Origin of the sequence: Pseudomonas sp., assembly GCF_030147005.1 — a bacterium.
Taxonomy (GTDB): Bacteria; Pseudomonadota; Gammaproteobacteria; order Pseudomonadales; family Pseudomonadaceae; genus Aquipseudomonas.
This window is the reverse complement of the sequence record NZ_JASLAW010000202.1, coordinates 1-19,468: the sequence shown is the minus strand read 5'-3', so window position 1 is coordinate 19,468 and position 19,468 is coordinate 1. Positions and strand designations below refer to the sequence as shown.

The window sequence follows — 19,468 nt, the reverse complement described above, 5'->3', positions numbered from 1 at the left end:
TTCTCAATAGTGAGTCTGTTCACTCCAGGCTCTGGTAAAAACTCCTGTCTTGCCCGTACTTAGTGCGGGCTTTTTTTATGGCAGCTTATATGGCTAAACAGCGTGTTCGGACGGGCAGTGGCTATCGGCCATATCCGTGTGATCATCCTTATATACGCAAGGGCTACTACTTGGGTTTAAGCCCCGATGTGTATGTGTGCATGCAGTGCGGCGAACAGCGCGAACCTGAACGGTGGGAGGAGTTCGAGCGTCGCCGCCGGCCGCCTCGGGGATTCAACAACCCCTAGCCACTGACCGCGATGATCAACACAGGCCCAGAAATACCTTTCATCCCCCATCGTGAAAAGCAGTGGAACCTCAAACGGCGCAGGATTTTCTACCGAAAACACACCCGTAGGAGGACTGGAACATGACTGATCATCCACTGATAGCGAACCACACGCCTCAAGACACCCAGCGACGCGGCACGCTGACCAAGGCCGAACGTACGCTGTCGCTGACCGCCGGGGCCGCCCTGCTGCTGCAAGGCTGGCGCAAGGGCGGACTGAGCGGCGCGTTGCACACGGCAGCGGGCGCCTACGCGGTATTTCGCGGTACCGCCGGCCATTGCGCCCTCAAACAAGCGCTGACGCCGACCCCCTTCGAACAGCAGTTCAGTCGCGAACATCATTGGCCGATCAGCGAAGCGATCACGCGCAGTGTCACCATCGGTCGCCCGCTTGAGGAGGTGTCTGCCTTCCTCGCCCGGCCCGAGCAGATCGGCCCGCTGCTGCACTGGGTCGACAGCGTCGAGCAACTGGCACCGGACACCACGCGCTGGACGTTGCGCGCTCCCGCCGGCAGGCGCGTGCAATGCACGCTGATCCAGACCCAAACTCAGGAGCCCTCTGTATTGCATTGGAAAACCCCAGGCGATGCACGCTGGGCGCACGACATGACCGTCTCGCTGACGCCCGCTCCCGCCGGCCGTGGCACGCAGGTCAAAGCGGTGGTGGTGTGTAAGCCCGCCATGGGCAAATTGGGTTATGGCATCGCTCGCGCGATCAGCCTGTTCAGCGACAAGGCCTTGTTGAACGCGTTGCAGGCCGTGAAACAGCAACTGGAAACCGGCGAGGTCAGCAACAACCGCCTCAGACCGGAACAGGACGACGACTTTTTTTACGTACACGCCGCCGATGACCACGTGACCACCGATCACCCGTCAGTCAAAACCGGCGTCGCCATTGAAGGGGGACCTCACTGATGCGCGCACTCACTTGGCAAGCACCGAACACATTGCAGGTCGACAATGTTCCCGACCCGACGATCCTCAACCCGCGTGACGCGATCATTCGTGTGAAGCTGTCATCGGTGTGCGGTTCCGACCTCCATTTGCTGGGCGGCTACGTACCGGCCATGAAGCCTGGCGATATCATCGGCCATGAATTCATGGGTGAAGTGGTCGAAGTGGGCAAAGGCATTACAGACCTGCGCAAGGGTGACAACGTGGTCACCATTTCGATCATCGGTTGCGGCAATTGCGAGCCGTGCCAACGCAGCGATTTCTCCTGTTGCGACAACTCCAATCCCAACCCTTCGGCGACGGACCTCATGTACGGCCAGCCGTGCTGCGGCATCCTCGGCTACAGTCACGCTTTCGGTGGCTACCCCGGCAGCCACGCCACCTACATTCGGGTGCCGTTTGCCGACGTCAATCTGTTCAAAGTGCCCGAGGGCATCAGCGACGAGCAGGCGCTGTTTGTCTCGGATGCCGCGCCTACCGGTTACTTCGCGGCGGACAATGCCGGTATCCAGCCCGGCGATACCGTGGCGGTATGGGGTTGCGGCGGCGTAGGCCAGATGGCCATTTGCAGCGCGTATCTGTTGGGCGCGGAACGGGTGATCGCGATCGATCGCTACCCCGACCGGCTGCGCCTGGCCGAAGAGCGCGGCAAGGCAATCCCGCTCAATTACGAGAAAACCAATGTGCATGACGCGTTGCTGGAACTGACCGGCGGGCGTGGGCCGGACCGTTGCATCGACTGCGTGGGGATGGAAGCGCATGGCACCGAGATCGACTATGCCTATGACAAGGCCAAGCAACTGCTCAGGCTGCACACTGAACGCGGCAGTGTGCTCAGGCAGGCCATACGCGCATGCCGCAAAGGCGGGACGGTGTCGGTGGTGGGTGTGTATGGCGGGCTGCTCGACAAGTTCCCCATGGGCGCGATCGTCAACAAGGCTCTGACGTTGAAATCCGGTCAACAGCCGGGCCAGCGTTACGCGTCGACCCTGTTTGAGCATATCCAGAAAGGCGAGTTGGACCCCGCCTATTTGCTGACCCATCCGATGAGTCTGGAAGACGGGGCGCACGGGTACACAATGTTCAAGGAAAAATCCGATCAATGCCTGCGTGCGGTGTTCAAGCCCTGACGTGACTGCTGGCGTATCAAGGCCCTGAGCGTGTCAGGGCCTTCGGGTTAATGCTTGGGTAACCTGTGGCGAGGGAGCTTGCTCCCGCTGGGCTTGAATGGCGAGCCCAGCAATCTTGGGAGCGCTTCGCGCTCCAGCGCAAGCAAGCTTCCTCGCCACCGCGTCAGGCGACTCCCGGCAGTCGCAACCTCTTCAGGTCCAGACAATCGCGCCGATCACGCTCCAGCATTTCAACAGTAAAGGTGTATGCCTGTTGCGCTGCCTCATGGAGCAGTTGCCAGTCGTCCCGATTGATCCATTCACGTGTCAGCAACTCATCTGCACGGGCGCACAAGGTGTCGTAGTAATCCTGCGGAAAATCCAGGCGGTACACATCATCCTCAAGCAGCAGGCGCCAGGCTTTCAGTTCCATTTCAAGTTCGGTTTGGCTCACGTGTGCAGGCCCTCCAGGTGTGTGTGTCCACGCCGCGCAAACGACGTGAAATCAGCATTGCAAAGGTTCAGCCAGGCTGGACGGCGGGCGCCGCCAGCCGGTTGCAGCCATAGAGCACCATGCCCAGTACTATCAGCGCCCCACCCCGCAGCCAGGTGTCCAGGCTTTGTTGGCTGAGCAGGATCAGGCACGAAACAATCGCCAGCACCGGCACCCAGCTCGGCACGCGGAAATGGCGCTCTTGAACCCTGTCGCGGCGCAGTACCAGCACCGCCAGGTTGGTGCTGAGGAAGACGAACAGCAGCAACAAGACCACCGTCTCGGCCAATGCCGCGAGGGTACCGGTCAACGTCAAGGCAATGGCCACCGCTGTGCTGGCGATGATCGCCACCCAGGGCGTGCGGCGCTTGGGCAGCACACGCGACAGCGGCTCCGGCAACAGGCCCATGCGCGCCATGCCGTAGGTCAGACGGCTGGCCATGACCATCGTCAGCAGAGCGCCATTGGCGACCGCCACCAGGGCAATGAAAGCGAACAGCTGGGGTGGAATGTTCAAACCCGAGGCACGCACCACTTCAAGCAAGGGCGCCGAAGTGGCCATCAGTTTGTCCATCGGCAGCACCACGGAGGCGGCGACACCGACCCCCATATACACGACGCCCGCCGTGATCAGCGCGGCGAACAGCGCACGCGGGTAAACCTTGCGGACTCCACGGATTTCTTCCGCCAGGTTGGCGGATGTCTCGAAGCCGACGAACGAGTAGAACGCCAACAGCGCGGCGCCGAGCACCGCGAGCATCGGGTTGATGCCAGGTTTGAATTCGAACGCCCGCGCCAGGTTGGCTTCGCCGGACTGGAAGCACCAGGCCGCGGCCACCACCACCAACAGCAGCCCGGACAATTCCACGCAGGTCATGACCATATTGGCGCCCAGCGACTCTTTGATCCCACGGGCATTCAACAGCGCAATCACCAGCAGAAAGATCAGCGCCGCCAACAGTGGAGGGACGTCGATGAATGCAGCCAGGTAGTCGCCGGCAAATGCCAGCGATAATCCGGCGGCGCTGGTTACGGCCGCAGCCAGCATGCAAAAGCCCACCAGGAACGAGATCAGCGGCGACTTGAACGCCTTCTCGGCGAACACCGAAGCGGCGCCGGCGTGCGGGTATTTGGTCACCAGCTCGGCATATGAGCCGGCCGTGAGCATGGCGAAAAACAACGCCACCAGCAACGGCACCCAGATCGCCCCGCCCACCTGGCCGGCGATGGTTCCGGCCAGCGCATACACGCCCGCGCCGAGCACATCGCCCAGGATGAACAGGAACAACATCGGGCCGGTGACGGCACGGCGCAAGGACGGCTTGGAAGGTTCGGCGTTGGATTCTGTCATGGGCGGCTCTGGCGGCAGGTTGCGATGAGCGTTCATCCGGCGCGGGCCGGCTGAGGCTGGGCTGTCTACAATGGAAAATGGCGGCGCGGCCAAAGTTCCTTTATTCGCCCGCTCCTTTATGTGCCAGCGCCTTTGTCGTCAAAATCCGGCGCGGGCGTGCCGTCAGTCTTCGTCATGCCCGTGCGCGTCGGCGCAGGGCAATCGACCGGATTCACCACCCGCAACTCTTTCCGCCTGATCGATGCCGCGCTTGAGCGCGTCCTGCACTGTCCACTGCGCGCCCGGCAACTGATGGGTGCGTTCCACTACGCATTGCCCGGTGGCGGTGTACACGCAAACTAGCACTTCAATATCAGCGTCTTCCCGCTCCCTTGCCCTGACTTCGATGTGACAGCCGTTTTCTACTTCCTGGGTAAAGCACTCTTCATCCAGTGCCTTTGCGGCCCAGGCCTCATAGGTTTTGCCACGAATGAACATAGCGGAATCTCCAAGACCGTTAGTGGGGTGCACTTCAACTAAGACCTGAACTCTTTAGCAGGGATTCCGTATTTTTTCCAAGACGAATTCCATCAACGTCCCGCTAGCGTTTCGCTTGTTTAACCGTTCGTCAGGCGAAGTAATATTTTGTTAAACCAAGCCCCGAGGGCTCATTCAAATTGTTCGCGAGCGAGGTGAAATGCGCCCCGCAGAGCGGCAGCGAGCACCCAAAGAAACGGGCGGCAGATGAGGTTTATCTGTCGGCGGTGCCGTATTGCCAGCGTTATGCAAGTCAGCGCGCCGGGCGTTAACAAACGCAACGCCAGCGTTTCGCTTGACTAACTTGCACGCATTGGCACGTCGGCTTCGCCATTGAAATAACGGATGCTTTCACTACAGGAGCAAGGCATGAAACGAGCGATTGGTTATTGCCTGGCATATGTTGCCAGCCTCTTCTTGTTAACCGGCTGCAACTTGGTGGTGTTCAACCCCAAGGGGCAAGTTGCAACCGATGAGCGCGACCTGATCATCCTCGCCACAGGCCTGATGTTGTTGGTGGTGATACCGGTGATCGTGCTGACGTTCGTATTTGCCTATCGTTACCGTGCGACCAATAAAAAAGCGCGTTACTCGCCCCGCTGGGCCAGCTCCCACAAGATCGAAGCCGTGGTGTGGGGCGTTCCGCTGCTGATCATCATCGCCCTGGGCTGGGTGACGTGGGTAACCACCCACGCCCTGGACCCCTATCGCCCGCTCGACTCGGAAACGCCGCCGATCAACGTCCAAGTGGTGGCCACCGACTGGAAGTGGTTGTTTATCTACCCGGACCTGGGCATTGCCAGCGTCAACGAACTGGCCCTGCCGGTGCACACGCCGGTGAGCTTCACCGTCACCTCCGATGCGGCCATGACGTCATTCTTCATCCCGGCACTGGGCGGGCAGATCTACGCCATGGCCGGCATGCAGACCAAGCTGCACCTGATCGCCAACGAAACCGGCGAGTTCAGAGGGATCGCCGCCAACTACAACGGCCCCGGTTTCTCCGATATGCATTTCGCCACGCTGTCACTGAGCCCCACCGACTTTCAAACCTGGGTGACCAAGGTCAAGGCCGCCTCCAAGCCGCTTGACCACACGAGCTACGCGCAATTGGCCAAGCCCACCATCAAGCACCCGGTGACCTATTACTCGGCGGTACAGGAGCGGATGTTCCTGGACATCGTCGATAAATACGAAGGCATGAACAAGGCCACTAAAACCAAGCGCGCGCAACTGAGCGGCGGTGAAAAGCGCGCCGATCAACACCCCAGTCTGCTGGTCGAGGAGCAATAACAATGTTCGGAAAACTGTCATGGGACGCGATTCCAACCACTGAACCCATTGTGATGTACACGCTGGCATTCATCGGGCTGATCGGCGTGGCGATGGTGGGCACGATTACCTGGAAGCGCAATTGGGGCTATTTGTGGCGCGAGTGGTTCACCTCGGTGGACCACAAAAAGATCGGCTGCATGTACATCATCGTCGCACTGGTGATGCTGCTGCGCGGTTTCTCCGACGCGATCATGATGCGCACCCAGCAAGCCATGGCCGCCAGTGGCGGGCCGGGTTATCTGCCGCCGGAACACTACGACCAGATCTTCACCGCCCACGGCGTCATCATGATTTTTTTCGTGGCCATGCCCTTCGTGGTCGGCTTGATGAACGTTGTGGTGCCGTTGCAGATCGGCGCACGCGATGTGGCCTACCCGTTTCTCAACGCGCTGAGCTTCTGGCTGTTCGTGGCCGGTGCCGCGCTGGTCAACGTCTCACTGGGGATCGGTGAGTTTGCGCGAACCGGCTGGGTTGCCTATCCGCCGTTATCCGGGTTGGCGTACAGCCCCGGCGTGGGGGTGGATTACTACATCTGGTCGTTGCAGATATCCGGCATAGGCACGCTACTGACGGGGGTGAACTTCTTCGTCACGATTTTGAAGATGCGTACCCAAGGCATGACCCTGTTCAAGATGCCGGTGTTTACCTGGAATGCGTTGTGCACCTCGGTGTTGATCCTGGCATCGTTTCCGATCCTGACCGCCACCCTGCTGATGCTGAGCCTGGATCGTTACCTGGGCATGCATTTCTTTACCAACGAAGCCGGCGGCAACCCGATGATGTACGTCAACCTGATCTGGGCGTGGGGGCATCCGGAGGTGTACATCCTGATCCTGCCGGCGTTCGGGGTGTTCTCGGAGGTTGCCGCCACGTTCAGCAGTAAACGGCTGTTCGGCTATGTGTCGCTGGTATGGGCAACGATCGCGATTACCGTGTTGTCGTTCATCGTGTGGCTGCACCACTTCTTCACCATGGGTGCGGGGGGCAACGTCAACGCGTTCTTCGGCATCATGACGATGATCATCGCCGTGCCGACCGGAGTGAAGATCTTCACCTGGCTGTTCACCATGTACCGTGGCCGGGTGCGCTTCGAAACCCCGATGTTGTGGACCCTGGGCTTTATTGTGACCTTCAGCATCGGCGGAATGACCGGGGTACTGCTGGCAGTTCCCGGCGCCGACTTCCTGCTGCACAACAGCCTGTTCCTGATCGCGCATTTTCACAACGTGATCATCGGCGGCGCGGTGTTCGGCTACATGGCGGGCCTGACTTACTGGTTCCCCAAGGCCTTCGGCTTCCGCTTGAACGACAAGCTGGGACGCATCGCGTTCTGGTGCTGGTTGATCGGTTTCTACTTCGCCTTTATGCCGTCGTACGTGCTGGGCTTCATGGGCATGACCCGACGCCTCAACCACTTCGACAACCCGGAATGGCGGCCCTGGTTGCTGCTGGAGCTGGTCGGGGTGGCGATCATTCTCTGCGGCGTGGCCGCCCAGGCACTGCAACTGTTCGTCAGCATCCGCAACCGCCACAGCCCCCAGTATCGCGACCTCACCGGCGATCCTTGGGACGGGCGCACGCTGGAGTGGGCCACCTCCTCTCCGCCGCCGGTGTACAACTTCGCCGAGCAACCCAAGGTCGACGACCTGGACGCCTATTGGGGCATGAAGGAGCGCGGCGTGAGCACCCTCAGCCACACCGACTATCGCAGCATTCATATGCCGCGCAATACCGCCTCGGGCCTGGTTATCAGTGTGTTCGCGCTGATCTGCAGCTTCGCCCTGGTGTGGCATATCTGGTGGTTGGCGGCGTTCGGTCTGGTGGCGTCGGTGGTTGCATTCGTGGTGCGCAGTTACGACGAAGACACTGACTACTTCGTGCCCGCAGAAGAAGTTGCGCGCATCGAAACGGCACGTCTCAAAGACCTGGCAGAGGCTTGACCCATGTCCAATATCGTTATCGAAAAAGACATCGCCCACACCCATGAACAAGGGCATGAAGACGCCGGTTCCCTGAGCCTGTTCGGGTTCTGGATCTACCTGATGACCGACTGCATTCTGTTCGCGACCTTGTTCGCCAGCTACGCGGTATTGCGCGACAGCGTGGCGGGCGGTCCTTCGAGTGTGGATATTTTCGAGCTGCCCTATGTGCTCGCCGAAACCATGCTGCTGCTGTTGAGCAGCATCACTTACGGCTACGCCATGCTGGCGATGAACCGTGGCCAACAGTCCCAGGTGTTGCGCTGGCTGGGGCTCACATTCGTGCTGGGCCTTGGTTTTATCGCCATGGAAATCAACGAATTCCACCACCTGATCGCAGAAGGTTACGGACCGGACCGCAGTGCGTTCCTCACCGCCTTCTTCACCCTCGTCGGCACCCACGGCGCGCACGTGCTGACGGGGTTGGTGTGGATGGCGGTGTTGATGGTCCAAGTGCATCAGCGTGGGCTGACCAGCACCAACGCCACCCGGCTCAGTTGCCTGAGCCTGTTCTGGCACTTTCTGGACGTGGTGTGGATCTGCGTCTTTACCGTGGTTTATCTGTTGGGGGTGGTGTGACATGTACAAGCAAAGTTCGCTTCACAGCAGCGCCGGTACAAGCCATGGCAGCGGCCGTTCGTACCTGGTCGGTTTCCTGGTGTCGGTACTGCTCACGCTGATCCCGTTCGGCATGGTGATGTTCCCGTCACTGCCGCGCGCCACCACTGCCTGGTTGGTGGTGGCACTGGGCGCGATACAGATCGTGGTCCACCTCAAGTTCTTCCTGCATTTGGATACCGCTCAGGAACAACGCTGGAACCTGATCGCGCTGATTTTTTCGGCGGTCATCATTCTGCTGCTGGTGGGGCTCTCGCTATGGATCATGGACAGTATTCATCACAACATGCTGGCGCACTGAAACACTGGCTGGGGCTGTTCAATGCCGGGGTTCAACTGACGAAACCCGGCATTATTTTCGGCAACCTCGCCTCGGTGCTGGGAGGTTACTTCCTCGCAGGCGCAGGCCATCTGGCAGACCCTGTGCACTTGCTGGCCACCCTGCTCGGCACCGCCCTGGTGATCGGGTGCGGCTGCGTCATCAACAACTGTTTTGACCGGGACATCGACCGGCGCATGGCGCGCACCTGTCATCGCGTGCTGGCGCGGCGAACCATCACCGTGCCCACCGCCGTAAGCTATGCCATCGCGCTGGGGCTGGCCGGCTTTGGTTTGCTGTGGGCAGGCAGCAATACGCTGACCTGCGTCCTGGCATTGATTGGGCTGGTCATCTACGCAGGGATTTATACCTTCTGGCTGAAACGGCGCTCCCATTGGGCCATCCTGATCGGCAGCGTTTCCGGGGCCATGCCACCGGTTATCGGGTATTGCGCGGTTACCGGCCGCTTCGACGCCACGGCGATGCTGCTGGTGGTGGTGTTCTGTTGTTGGCAGATGCCTCACTCATACGCCATCGCCGTGATGCGTCGCGACGATTTCCGCGCGGCGGGCCTGCCGCTTCTGAGCCTGTCCCAGACCCACCGGCGGATACTCGCGTACATCCTGGTTTTCCTCGCCGGCACACTCGCGCTCGGCGTGGTTGCCAACATGAAGACTGCGTATTTTGTGGTGATGCTCGGATGCTGCGGGTACTGGTTGACGCTCGCTGCCAGCGCCACGCGCCTGACCGACCCGTCCAGCTGGGCGCGCAAGGTATTCGGATTCTCGATTGTGCTGGTGCTGGCGCTCAACCTGTCATTGGCGGTGTTCGGTTAGCCGGCGGGACGGTGATTGGTCCATGTGAATGGGGGAGCGGGCTTGCTCGCGAAGGCGGCGTGTCAGTCAGCTTATCCGTGACTGATACGCCGCCTTCGCGAGCAAACCCGCTCCCCCATTTTTCAAGTATGTGCGCCGGGTGGAGTCTGGATGATCGCCTCAGCGCTTGGCTTCTTTGCCAGGCGCTGCGGAGCGCTCGAGGAACGCTTGCGTAAGCTCGGGCAGATGTTCAAGCAGCCATTGCGCCATGGCAATTTCCTGGGGCAGGATTTTTTCGCACGCCGCCTGGGTCTCGGCATCGCCTGCCGCTTGAGCGGCCGCGATGAGCACCGTGTAGCTGGCAACTTCCATATTCTCGAATACGTAGCCAGCCATCGCGCCTTTGATCACCTCGTCGCTCATCAGGGAGCCACCGACGGCCTGCCCGAACGCCATCAACTTGCCGCCGATGTCTTTCAGGGTCGAGGAACTGCCGCCCAAGCGCGTCAGGCACTCGTCTATGAGCGCCTGCTGGCCGAGGGTTTCCTGAATATGCTCGTCAATCCTGGCCTTGAGCTTAGGGTAATGCTCGAGCCGCTCGGATTGCGCCTTGAGCATTTTCTCGGCCTGCTGCTCCATCGCATGAGCATCTCGCAGCCAGTCGAGCAGATTTTCCTGTGGGGTCGCCATGTCATTACTCCTTTTCAATCCAATCAAAAGGGCCGCACGCCCGCAGGCGTGCGGCTGCCGCGAATCAGAGATCCGGCTTGGGCTGCATGCCCGAGCCCAGGTCAGCGCCGGTGACAGGGTCGCTGGTAGGGTCGGAGAGCGTGCGGATTTTCATCGCGCTCAGCAGCGCTTCGTCATCAGCGTCCAATTGCACGGTGGCCGTGCCATCGCCGCCATCGACCGCGGGTTGCGGGCTCTCCACGAACTCCCATTCGTCGCCCTGGTTCCACGGGCCGCGCATATTTTCCGCGCCTTGGGACATGTTGTAGTACACCTGAGTGAACTCCGGCTTGCCCGGCAACTTGCCTTGAGGGAAGTTTGGTTGAATCGAATGCAGCGCCTTTTCAAAGGACATCTGATGCGCGATTTCCCGGGTCATCAGGAAGCCGAGGGCATCCTTTACACCTGGATCGTCGGTGACGTTCATCAGCCGCTCATAGACGATTTTGGCACGCGCTTCGGCGGCGATATTGGAGCGCATATCCGCCGTCGGCTCACCGATGGTATCGATGTAAGCCGCAGTCCACGGCACACCGGCAGAGTTCACCAACGGCGCACCCGCACCGTACAACAAGCTGGTGATATGGGAGTCATTGCCGGCACCGTTGAGTGAGCGATACAACTCGCCCTCCTCCTCCACGCCTTCGGCCATTCGCCCCTTGGCACCCTTGTTGAGCATCACAATAATCGAGCCGACGATCTCCAGATGGCTGAGCTCTTCGGTGGCGATGTCCATCAACAGGTCTTTACGGCCTGGGTCGTCTTCAGCCAAGGCCTGGGTGAAGTAGCGCGATGCCGCCGCCAACTCACCTTGAGCCCCGCCAAACTGCTCGAGCAAAAGATTCGCAAGGCCAGGATTCGGTTCGGCCACACGTACGGTGTATTGAAGTCGCTTGTTATGTAGAAACATGAACAACTCTCCTCAGGCTTACTTAAAGGGCGGCATTTTTGGAATGCGCGCCTACCCTTTATGTGAAGCGCCTTGCGCTTGAAAAATTTCAAAATAAATCCGCGTGTCACGACAAGCGGTAGCGCGCCGTGCAACAAGCGAAACGGCAAAATCCAGGCGGCGTACTCAGTTCGCGTCGGCATCATCCGGCTCTGGAACGGCGTCGATTCCAGGCGTGCCGTTAGGCGGCGTGATAGTGGCCTCGGCGGCTAGCGATCGGTGGTCGGGGTGGTTCCAGTCAGTGGTCGCGTTGGGGTCTTCGTCACGCCCGGCGGTACCGATCACGCAACCGTCTTCGTTGGGTTTATCGAGCGATTCAAGCGGCCGGTTCTGTGGGTGGGATGGATCATGTTTCATGGCGAAAATCTCCAGTTCACAGGTCAGGAACCTCGTTGGAGTCGCCACCGGAATTCAAGTGCGACGAAAAAGACGAATGGCGAGAACGCGCTTGTTGCTTGTTATTACGACGCCGTTCTGTAGTAGCTATCAAATTAATATCAACCTGTAAAAACTTATACGAAGCGGCGTTATTAATACGCACTTGTACAAGTTTCTTCGGCAACTAGCCGTTCGTCGCCCATTATCAAAATCAGTAAAACATTTTCGCCAGCGCCGTTATCGGAGTAGATGCCCGGTGCGATAACGGGCAACTAACGAAACGCTAACTTAGCGACTGGAGAACTGTCATGACTACAGGTAATAAAAACCCAGGTAACTTTGCCAACGATCGTGAAAAAGCATCCGAAGCAGGGAAAAAAGGTGGCCAATCGTCGGGCGGAAACTTCGCCAATGACCGTGAAAAAGCTTCCGAGGCAGGCCGCAAAGGCGGTCAAAACAGCCACGGCGGCGGCCGGAAGTCGGATTCTTGATTGACGTGGAAGGGGCAGCCTCGCTGCCCCTTCAAACCAGGCGCAGTCGATTCGCCCCGCTTGCGCTTGAATTATTCATGATTAATAACTTTCGCTTAGTTTGCGACCTGCGCCGCCTATCAGCGTAGCGGTTCCGCGGTCGACGGCAGGTGAACAAGAACCCGTTTCTTACTTGAACCGTTCACAAAGATGGGCGCGTTTCCCCCGCCAATACAGCTTGCTCGCAAGCCCCCACCTGCGGCACCAATTGGATATCGACACGTCGGTTGGCGGTACGCCCTGCTTCGGTGGCGTTGCTGGCGATCGGTTGAACGGCTGCCAACGCCTGCACTGCAAAGCAGCTGTCGGGGATATCACCCATGCGTTGCATCCAGTCGCGCACCGCCGTAGCACGGGCGTGGGATAACGCCAGATTCTGCTCGGCAGCCCCGGTCCCATCGGTGTGCCCGGCGATGACGATCAGCCGGCCCGGCTGGGCTTTGATGCCGACCAGGGCATTGATCAATACCTCGGTTGAGCCCGGTTTAAAGGTGGCGCTGCCGGCATCGAACAGCGACAGGCTGTCCAGTCGAACCGGTTCGGGCATCAGGGTTTCACTGTCTTGAGCGAGCAACCCTGTGCGCCACCCCAACCCTGCGCTCAGGGCGACGGCAAGCAGCCCGGCACCCAACCACAAGACGCGCCGTGAGCGACGCGGTTCGACTGCCGGCGGCGGTAGAAGCACCACCGGTGTCACCGAGGCGGGCGCCGTCACGCTGATGAGGCCCGGCATCGATTGGCTCTGGACAGGCTGCTGCTCCAGGCGCTGGCGCAAGTTGCCAACCTGATGGTGCAGCGCCTGCAACGTCAACAGCGGGCTGGCGAGCAGCGGCCGTAAACGCGCCTGCAAACGTGCAAGCTCCGTGTCCAGCTGAGCCAGCGCGGACCCACTGTGTGTCGTCGTCGTCATGCTGCGCAGCAGCAACTGCAGTTGTTCGAACAACCACCTCAGCAAGTCCAGCCGCACCGCTTCGGCCAACGGCCACACACGCGGCCATTCGCCGCCCAAGGCCTCAAGCAACACCACCCCCTGCGTGATGCCCTCCAGCCCACGACGCTGAGCGTGGGCCACGGTATAAAAGCATGCGGTTTGCAGCTCCGCGCCATTTTGTTCGAACAGCGCCAGGCAGCATTGCTCCACCCTGGCCCAGTCCACATCCGGGCGGGCCGGGTGGCTAAGTTTGGCCAACTCTTCGCGCAAGGCGATAAATTCGCTGAAGCCACGCGGATCACCGCCCACTCGCATTCGCATCTCAAACAACGCCGTCATCGGGTTCCCCTTGGGTATCGGCTCAAGGCTTCGACAGGTACTGCTGCCGCTTCAAATGACGCACCAGCACTTTGCCCTCGGGCGCCAGGGTGGTGCCGAAGTTCAGGTGCCGGCCATCCTTGAGTTCCGCATCCACCGCATATTCCAGATGCCCCGGCAGCGACTGTGGCCGCAGTTCGATGGCGACCGCCGCCAGCCTCGGCTCGTACTTGAGCAAGGTGGCCGTCATGGTGCCGATCAACCCATGGGCTGCCGCGGGCAGGCCTTGCAGGACCTGGCCCATGTCCGGCAGCCCGTAATCCGGCAAATGGCTGAGGGCACCGGCACGACTGTTGAGAATGCGTTGCAGGTTATCCAGCACCGACAAGGTGTGCTGGTCCTCTTCGCAGACGCGATGCAGGTCCAACTCACCGTCGAAATTTTGCAGCAGCATTTCGTACAGCGAAGGGTTGTAGTCGGTCATGGTTCAGTCCTTGGACAAGGCGCGCAGGGTCAGCCGGTTATCCCCCAGCTCGATGACCCGCGCCCGATCCGGGTCCAGGTCAGCGCGGGTCAACGTCAGGCGCCAGCTGTCGATCTGCGTATCGGGGCTGCGGAACAACGCCACCACCGTGACGAACTGCGCATCCTTGTCCATCGGCACGTTCAACTGCGCGCCCTCCTCGGGTTTCACCACCAGCGTGCGTTTGTCGAGCAATGCGCTTGCCAGCAACTGCTCGTCATCGCCCAGCAAACCGTCGTAGGTCGCCTGCTCTGCCGCTTTGTTGTCGCGCAGTTGGTAGACCCGCACCAAGGTGGGTACCGACAACGCGCGCATGTCCGTAGCATCGGTGTTCAGTGCGGTGCGCGCACTGAAATCCAGGTGCAGGGTTCTCACCTGCTTGTAGAAGATCGCCTTGGCGGTGGAGGCGGTGCCATCGGCCACGGTCTGAGTCAGGCCGCACCCGCCCAGCGCCGTGAGCATCACTAGACTAAAAACGATACGCAACATGCTGTGTTTCCCTGTGGTGAGGGTTAATCGAAAGGCCCCGGTAACGGCCCAGATTGATCGTGAGAGTGTCGTGTTCCGCCACTGGCCAGGCATTGCCACCCAAACCCAGCACGCCGGTCATGCCGAGGCGGATGGGCACGTGCCCGAGCATTGGCACCGGCAGGCTGCGCACCGGCAGTGACAACTGCAATTTGGCCGTACACCGCCAACCGAGGTACACGCGCAGCAGCACCCGCAGGTCGTTGTGCAACTGGCCACCCGGCAACCAGCCCTGGGCTTCCTGCGTGTCTTCGGTATGCAACGTCAAGCGCAGCTGGCTGTTCGCATCCAGGCCGACGCTGCCCAGCGGCGTGCCCTGGGATAAGCTCACCGGGCGCTGAAGGCTCAGGGCGGCGAGCTGTTCCAGCGCGATTTTCTGCGGCCAATGCGAGGTGACCCGCGCCTGGGTGTTGGGGGCCAGCAACTTGACCAGCGCGGCGATGCCTTCAGCGTTACGGGTGGGCAAACGCATCACGCTGAGCAGTGCCAGAAAGCGGGAAATCGGGGTGGTGATTTGCTGGGCAGTACCGGGGATGCCCAGGCCGATCAGCCCCAGCAGGCATTGTGAAGTGGCATCGGTACCGCCCGACTCAAACGTTGCCGGGTAGGAGTACTTGCGCCAGATGCGATAGAACTGGGTGAAGATCCGGTGATTGAAAATATCCAGGAAGGCTTCCAGGGCAGCATGCCCTTCCCGACGCTGCGCGATGTCATCCAGAAACACCGTTGGCATCGGCGAATCGACCCCGTACAGCCCGAGCAAACGGAGGCGTACCGTGGCCGGGCGCTGCGGGTGTGCTTGATCGGTTTCAATCGCCTTCAACTCACCGGCCGGAAAGCCCATGCCCGGATCGGGCCTAAAACGCACTGCGTCATCGGCCGGGTTTGTGGTACTGCCCAGGGGAGGATGGTCGGGCAACGCCCGTTCCAGCAACTGGCAAAAGCGGTACAGGTTGCTCTCGGCCACCTGGCCCTGCAGCGCGTCGAGCAGACCGCTGGCCTTCAGCCGGGAATACGCTGACTGTGGTTCTCGTTCCATCGCAGGCACTTTCCAGTAGGTTGCAGAATCAGCGTGAGCTGGGTGTACAAGTGAATGTCGGCATACAAGGCAAAGAAGCGATTAAGCATCTCGCCGAACAGGCTGATGTCGCCCTCCCCTGCAAAGCCATTGGCATCCAGGGTGATTTCGATATCCACCCCGCGCAGCAGGAAGCCTTTTTCGAAGCGCTGCACCAGGTGATGCCTGACTTCGGCGATCGCCGCCAGCCGGCGGCGGTTGAGCTCGCTGCCCGTCCAGTCGTACAGCGCCAGGGTGCCTCTCAGCACCTCGGCGTTGTCGAGCATCGGCAGGAAATTCGACCCCAGGTGACTGAGCACCCGCCAGTGAAAACGGTCGCGATTCGGCGGGTAGCACGGCAACGTCGGCGCACACAGGTTGCGCGCACGCACACCGACCTGGGTGGATTGCACCACGGTATCGAGCAAGGTGCTTTGCAACGCCTTGCGCGGCAATTGGCCGTGGGTGCCGGTCAAGCGCAGCGACAGGCTTTCACGTTCACGCAAACGGTCCTTGTCGAAGCCCTCGCCGCCGAGCACCAACCAGGTGTCATGCAAACCATTGACCCCGCGCTTGAGACGCGTATGGAAGTACCGTTCCGGGGCCTCGTCGCGCAGCATGCCGCCCTTGTGGCGAAAACTGGTGAACGGTACGTAGTCCTGGCGCTCGCCATTCCTCGATGCGGTAACCCGGTCCACCGAGTAGATTTCGGTATGGCCGTCCTGCAGACGCATCGGGCGCAGCAGGTAGTCGGTTTGCAACGGCGCCAGGGTCAACGGGTCCGCCTCCAGCGAGAACAAATTGATGACCGGCACGGCGTGCAAGCGGATGTGCTCGCAGCTCACGGCGAAGTTGGCCGGCCAGGGTTCGCGCAATACCACTTGCAGCTCGAACCAGGCGGTACCGGGCGCAATCTTCAATTGCTCCAGGCCACACAAGGTCACGAACATGAATTTCTCTCGGAAGCTGAAGTACTCCAACAACAGCTGGTAACCGCTGAAGGCGCTGTCACCCTTGGGCCACAGCCGGTCTTCATCGGCAAACCCCTTGGGCGCAAAATGCGCGGTCAGTGGTTCGCGCTGGGTTTGGTCGGGCCAGCGCACATACATCGCGTGTGTATTCAGGGTCAGCGCCTGATGCAAGGCGCTGGCCAGCGGCGCGTCGGCATTCAGGTACAACGGCAGGCGACTGAGGTCGATCAGGCTCCACTCCGTCAACGACCCACACGCAAAGCGCAGGCGCAGCACTGAGCGGCCATCCGCTTCAAATCCACGGCTCACCGATTCCAGCGCCAAAGGCCGCAGGGCCACGTCCTGGGTGGTGGTGTAACGGCAACGGGTGCGTTGCGGCCCGATGGGTTGCGACAGCACCTCAAAGCCCTGCGCGATCAATTCGCTGCGCTTCATCTGCGCAAGGTCGGGCATCAGCTCAACGACCGACAGCGACGGGATAGTGCGCAGGTAATGCGGCCACAACAGGCTGACCAGGCCTTCGGTCAATTCCGGCAGGTCATCGTCGAGTTTTTCGCGCAGGCGCCCCATCAGAAATGCGAAGCCTTCGAACAGGCGCTCCACATAGGGGTCCCGTGCCCCCGGTTTGTCCAGATTGAGCTGCGCCGCGCGCTCCGGGAACGCGTCTGCGAACTCTTTGCCTGCCTCGCACAGGTAGCGCATTTCGGCATCGAAATAGCGCAGTGTCAGATTGTCCATGCTCACAGAAAAAATCCTGATGTTGGAGGGTCAGCCGCAGAGCACTGCGGCGCGTACCGGATCGATGGTCACCAGTGCCGCGAGCAAGGTGTCCATGCGCCGCGCCAGGGTGGGTTTGTCGGCGTCATTGCGCTGGGCTTTGACCCGCAACAGTTTGAGCAGGCGCGCCTTGACCTCGAAATTCATTTCGGGCTCCCAGTCGGCCAAGGCTTGGCGTTGCGCCGTGGCGTCCAGTTCCGTCAGCAGGTGGATAGCCAGGTCGCTCTTGCCGTATTGCTCGGCAACACGCGCCATCAACAGGCGCAGCAGCCAGCGTTGGCGTCCGGTGTGAATGCCCGGGCGGGCGGCCAGCCAGGCCAGCGCCTGCTCCACACCGTCGCTGTCGGCCTGGGCCACCGCCTCGCCCTCCAGGGCCAGGATGTCGGTATCGTCGGTGGCCGGTGGCGTCGCGGGTATGGGTAACCATTGCTGGGGTTGGTTGCCGCTGACGTGCTGGGCGATCCACTCGCGGGTGGTCTCGTCGGCGAACGGGGTGCCGTCGCGCCAACACAGCGTTTCCAGCCCCGGCAGACGTTCAAGGAACATGCCCAGATCACGCTTGGAAATATCGGCCCAGCGGTCCTGCGGCGCGGGATGATTGCTCAGCGCCTGGTACTTGTACCACTGCAAGTCCAGCCAGAAATGGTTCACGCCCTCGGCAAAGATCCGCTCGACCTGCTCGGACAACTGCGTCCAGTTCTGCTGCAGGTACAACCGTTTGAGCTGCCCCCGATACTCGGCGCGCGGCGGCGCCAAACGCGTGTTGCAGCCGGTCTCCTGCGGAGGCGCCTGATGCACCGTGTCCCAGCGCAAGCTTTTCATCAAGCGGTGAGCGGCCAGCCAACCCAGGGGTTGCTCATGCAGATACCCGACCAGCATCCGGCCGCTGTCCAGCAGGTCCCGCCCGGACTTGATCGCCGTCGCGGGCGATGTAGCGGCCTGCGCAGTCGACTCCTGGCTGGCAGCGTTTTGGGGTACCAAGGCATCCATGCCGCCGGACTGGGCCAGTCTCGCGGACAACGCGGCGTACAGCGGGCCCAGGTCCGGACGTTGCTCCTGCGGCCACGCATCCAGCCCCCGCGCCAGCCAGGCGAGTGCGGCGGCGGTACGCTCGGCCTCGGCCTTGACCACTTCCGGGTACAGCAACAACGTGTCGAGCACCTTGCCGCCGGCCAGCCACTCCAGCGCCGTCTTGCGGCTGTTGGGACGCACGGGCAGCACGGCGTCGGTGAAGCGTTCCACCAGCGCCGCCAGCAGACTCAGGCCGTCGGCCAGGCCGACTTCGCCATCTTTATGCAAGCGCGCCCACAGGTAGTACGTGCCCACGCGCAGGTCTTTGCAGCTGTGGGTCAGCAGCTTTTTCGCCAGTTGAGCGACCTGCTCGACATCGGCGCCAGACAGCTTGTTAACCTCTTCGCGCATGCGCTGAAAGTCGTCGTCGTAGCCGGGGTCCTCGCCGACCGGAGACTGCGCGCTGATGGGTTGTAGCCAGGCTTGCCAGTGAGTGGCTTGCTCGCGGGCGACGGACAGTGCGTCGCGTTCTCCCAGGCAGCGGGTGATCAAGGTGCGCAGGCTCATTGAACGCTCCCGTTTTGCGCGTATGGGTTTTCAACGGTCTTCTCGCCGAGAAATATCTGCGTGGGCAACGTGAAATTACGCAGCTTGAGCAACGCCAGCGGTCCGGCGTCCAGCTCGGTGCGCAGGTGCCAGATCAAGTTCAAGCCGTCCGGCGCCTTGAGCACCACGCGGTAGCGGCTGTCACCGTCGTCCAACGGCGTGACCTGGGCTTTTTCCAGCAGGCGAATCAGGCCCCAGGTGCCGGAGTAATCACCGAACAGCCGTTCGCCGGTGTGTACGCTGGTCCAGCTCAAGCTCGCGCCGGGATAGTCACTACGCCCCGGCCAGTTGAAACGCTGCCAGCTTTCCTTCTGGTTGAAGTACTGGTGCTTGTCGCCGTTGA

General features: G+C 61.0%; 21 protein-coding genes. 8 read left to right on the top strand and 13 right to left on the bottom strand.

Annotated elements, in window-relative coordinates:
• The first annotated feature begins 409 nt into the window (after positions 1–409).
• A complete protein-coding gene (locus Q1V60_RS18980) occupies positions 410–1,243 on the top strand; it encodes an SRPBCC family protein (protein WP_300633417.1) in 834 nt (277 codons plus the stop codon).
• On the top strand, positions 1,243–2,412 hold the full coding sequence (locus Q1V60_RS18975) for a zinc-dependent alcohol dehydrogenase (RefSeq protein WP_300633415.1): 1,170 nt from the start codon (positions 1,243–1,245) through the stop codon (positions 2,410–2,412). The genes Q1V60_RS18980 and Q1V60_RS18975 overlap by 1 nt, the downstream gene beginning before the upstream one ends.
• A 163-nt stretch (positions 2,413–2,575) precedes the next feature.
• Here the strand turns inward: Q1V60_RS18975 and Q1V60_RS18970 are convergent, their stop codons facing one another.
• From Q1V60_RS18970 to Q1V60_RS18960, 3 genes are all read right to left on the bottom strand, one after another.
• Positions 2,576–2,845 (bottom strand): hypothetical protein, encoded by a 270-nt coding sequence (locus Q1V60_RS18970; protein ID WP_300633413.1) that lies wholly within the window; start codon positions 2,843–2,845, stop codon positions 2,576–2,578.
• Positions 2,846–2,912: 67 nt separating this feature from the next.
• A complete protein-coding gene (locus Q1V60_RS18965; RefSeq protein WP_300633411.1) occupies positions 2,913–4,235 on the bottom strand; it encodes an APC family permease in 1,323 nt (440 codons plus the stop codon).
• 162 nt (positions 4,236–4,397) lie between these two features.
• Entirely contained in the window at positions 4,398–4,712 is a 315-nt protein-coding gene (locus tag Q1V60_RS18960) for a hypothetical protein (RefSeq protein WP_300633409.1), read from the bottom strand.
• Between the two features lie 408 nt (positions 4,713–5,120).
• On the opposite strand from Q1V60_RS18960, the gene cyoA reads away from it, so the two are divergent.
• The 5 genes from cyoA to cyoE are packed head-to-tail and all read left to right on the top strand — an operon-like array spanning position 5,121 to position 9,838.
• Positions 5,121–6,044, top strand: coding sequence for a ubiquinol oxidase subunit II (gene cyoA, locus Q1V60_RS18955; RefSeq protein ID WP_300633407.1), 924 nt, complete (start codon positions 5,121–5,123; stop codon positions 6,042–6,044).
• A 2-nt stretch (positions 6,045–6,046) separates the two neighbouring features.
• Positions 6,047–8,026 carry a cytochrome o ubiquinol oxidase subunit I gene (cyoB, locus tag Q1V60_RS18950; RefSeq protein WP_300633405.1) on the top strand — a complete coding sequence of 660 codons (1,980 nt, stop codon included), beginning with the start codon at positions 6,047–6,049 and terminating at the stop codon, positions 8,024–8,026.
• 3 nt (positions 8,027–8,029) lie between these two features.
• Positions 8,030–8,644, top strand: coding sequence for a cytochrome o ubiquinol oxidase subunit III (locus Q1V60_RS18945; RefSeq protein ID WP_300633403.1), 615 nt, complete (start codon positions 8,030–8,032; stop codon positions 8,642–8,644).
• Position 8,645: 1 nt separating this feature from the next.
• On the top strand, positions 8,646–8,984 hold the full coding sequence (cyoD, locus tag Q1V60_RS18940; RefSeq protein WP_300633401.1) for a cytochrome o ubiquinol oxidase subunit IV: 339 nt from the start codon (positions 8,646–8,648) through the stop codon (positions 8,982–8,984).
• Entirely contained in the window at positions 8,942–9,838 is an 897-nt protein-coding gene (gene cyoE / locus Q1V60_RS18935; protein ID WP_300633399.1) for a heme o synthase, read from the top strand. The genes cyoD and cyoE overlap by 43 nt, the downstream gene beginning before the upstream one ends.
• A gap of 159 nt (positions 9,839–9,997) precedes the next feature.
• Here the strand turns inward: cyoE and Q1V60_RS18930 are convergent, their stop codons facing one another.
• The 3 genes from Q1V60_RS18930 to Q1V60_RS18920 form a co-directional block, all read right to left on the bottom strand.
• Positions 9,998–10,507, bottom strand: a complete 510-nt coding sequence (locus Q1V60_RS18930; protein WP_300633397.1) for a DUF892 family protein — start codon at positions 10,505–10,507, stop codon at positions 9,998–10,000.
• 64 nt (positions 10,508–10,571) lie between these two features.
• A complete protein-coding gene (locus Q1V60_RS18925) occupies positions 10,572–11,456 on the bottom strand; it encodes a manganese catalase family protein (protein ID WP_300633395.1) in 885 nt (294 codons plus the stop codon).
• A gap of 165 nt (positions 11,457–11,621) precedes the next feature.
• A complete protein-coding gene (locus Q1V60_RS18920) occupies positions 11,622–11,852 on the bottom strand; it encodes a hypothetical protein (protein ID WP_300633393.1) in 231 nt (76 codons plus the stop codon).
• 329 nt (positions 11,853–12,181) lie between these two features.
• Here Q1V60_RS18920 and Q1V60_RS18915 point away from each other — a divergent pair, with 329 nt between their 5' ends.
• Positions 12,182–12,364: a general stress protein gene (locus Q1V60_RS18915; RefSeq protein WP_300633391.1), complete on the top strand. Its 183-nt coding sequence runs from the start codon at positions 12,182–12,184 to the stop codon at positions 12,362–12,364.
• Between the two features lie 181 nt (positions 12,365–12,545).
• Here the strand turns inward: Q1V60_RS18915 and Q1V60_RS18910 are convergent, their stop codons facing one another.
• The 7 genes from Q1V60_RS18910 to Q1V60_RS18880 form a co-directional block, all read right to left on the bottom strand.
• Positions 12,546–13,673 carry a type VI secretion system ImpA family N-terminal domain-containing protein gene (locus Q1V60_RS18910; protein ID WP_300633389.1) on the bottom strand — a complete coding sequence of 376 codons (1,128 nt, stop codon included), beginning with the start codon at positions 13,671–13,673 and terminating at the stop codon, positions 12,546–12,548.
• Positions 13,674–13,695: 22 nt separating this feature from the next.
• The gene (gene tssE, locus Q1V60_RS18905; RefSeq protein WP_300633387.1) at positions 13,696–14,136 is read right to left on the bottom strand and encodes a type VI secretion system baseplate subunit TssE; all 441 of its coding nucleotides are present in this window, start codon (positions 14,134–14,136) and stop codon (positions 13,696–13,698) included.
• A 3-nt stretch (positions 14,137–14,139) separates the two neighbouring features.
• Complete coding sequence (gene tssJ / locus Q1V60_RS18900) at positions 14,140–14,664, bottom strand: type VI secretion system lipoprotein TssJ (RefSeq protein ID WP_300633386.1); 525 nt, start codon at positions 14,662–14,664, stop codon at positions 14,140–14,142.
• On the bottom strand, positions 14,645–15,742 hold the full coding sequence (gene tssG / locus Q1V60_RS18895) for a type VI secretion system baseplate subunit TssG (protein WP_300633385.1): 1,098 nt from the start codon (positions 15,740–15,742) through the stop codon (positions 14,645–14,647). Before tssG ends, tssJ begins: the two co-directional genes overlap by 20 nt.
• Entirely contained in the window at positions 15,706–17,475 is a 1,770-nt protein-coding gene (gene tssF / locus Q1V60_RS18890; RefSeq protein WP_300633383.1) for a type VI secretion system baseplate subunit TssF, read from the bottom strand. The genes tssG and tssF overlap by 37 nt, the downstream gene beginning before the upstream one ends.
• Positions 17,476–17,499: 24 nt before the next feature.
• Positions 17,500–19,086, bottom strand: a complete 1,587-nt coding sequence (tssA, locus tag Q1V60_RS18885) for a type VI secretion system protein TssA (RefSeq protein ID WP_300633381.1) — start codon at positions 19,084–19,086, stop codon at positions 17,500–17,502.
• A partial coding sequence (locus Q1V60_RS18880; RefSeq protein WP_300633379.1) for a type VI secretion IcmF C-terminal domain-containing protein occupies positions 19,083–19,468 on the bottom strand: 386 nt, incomplete at its 5' end. The genes Q1V60_RS18880 and tssA, both read right to left, overlap by 4 nt.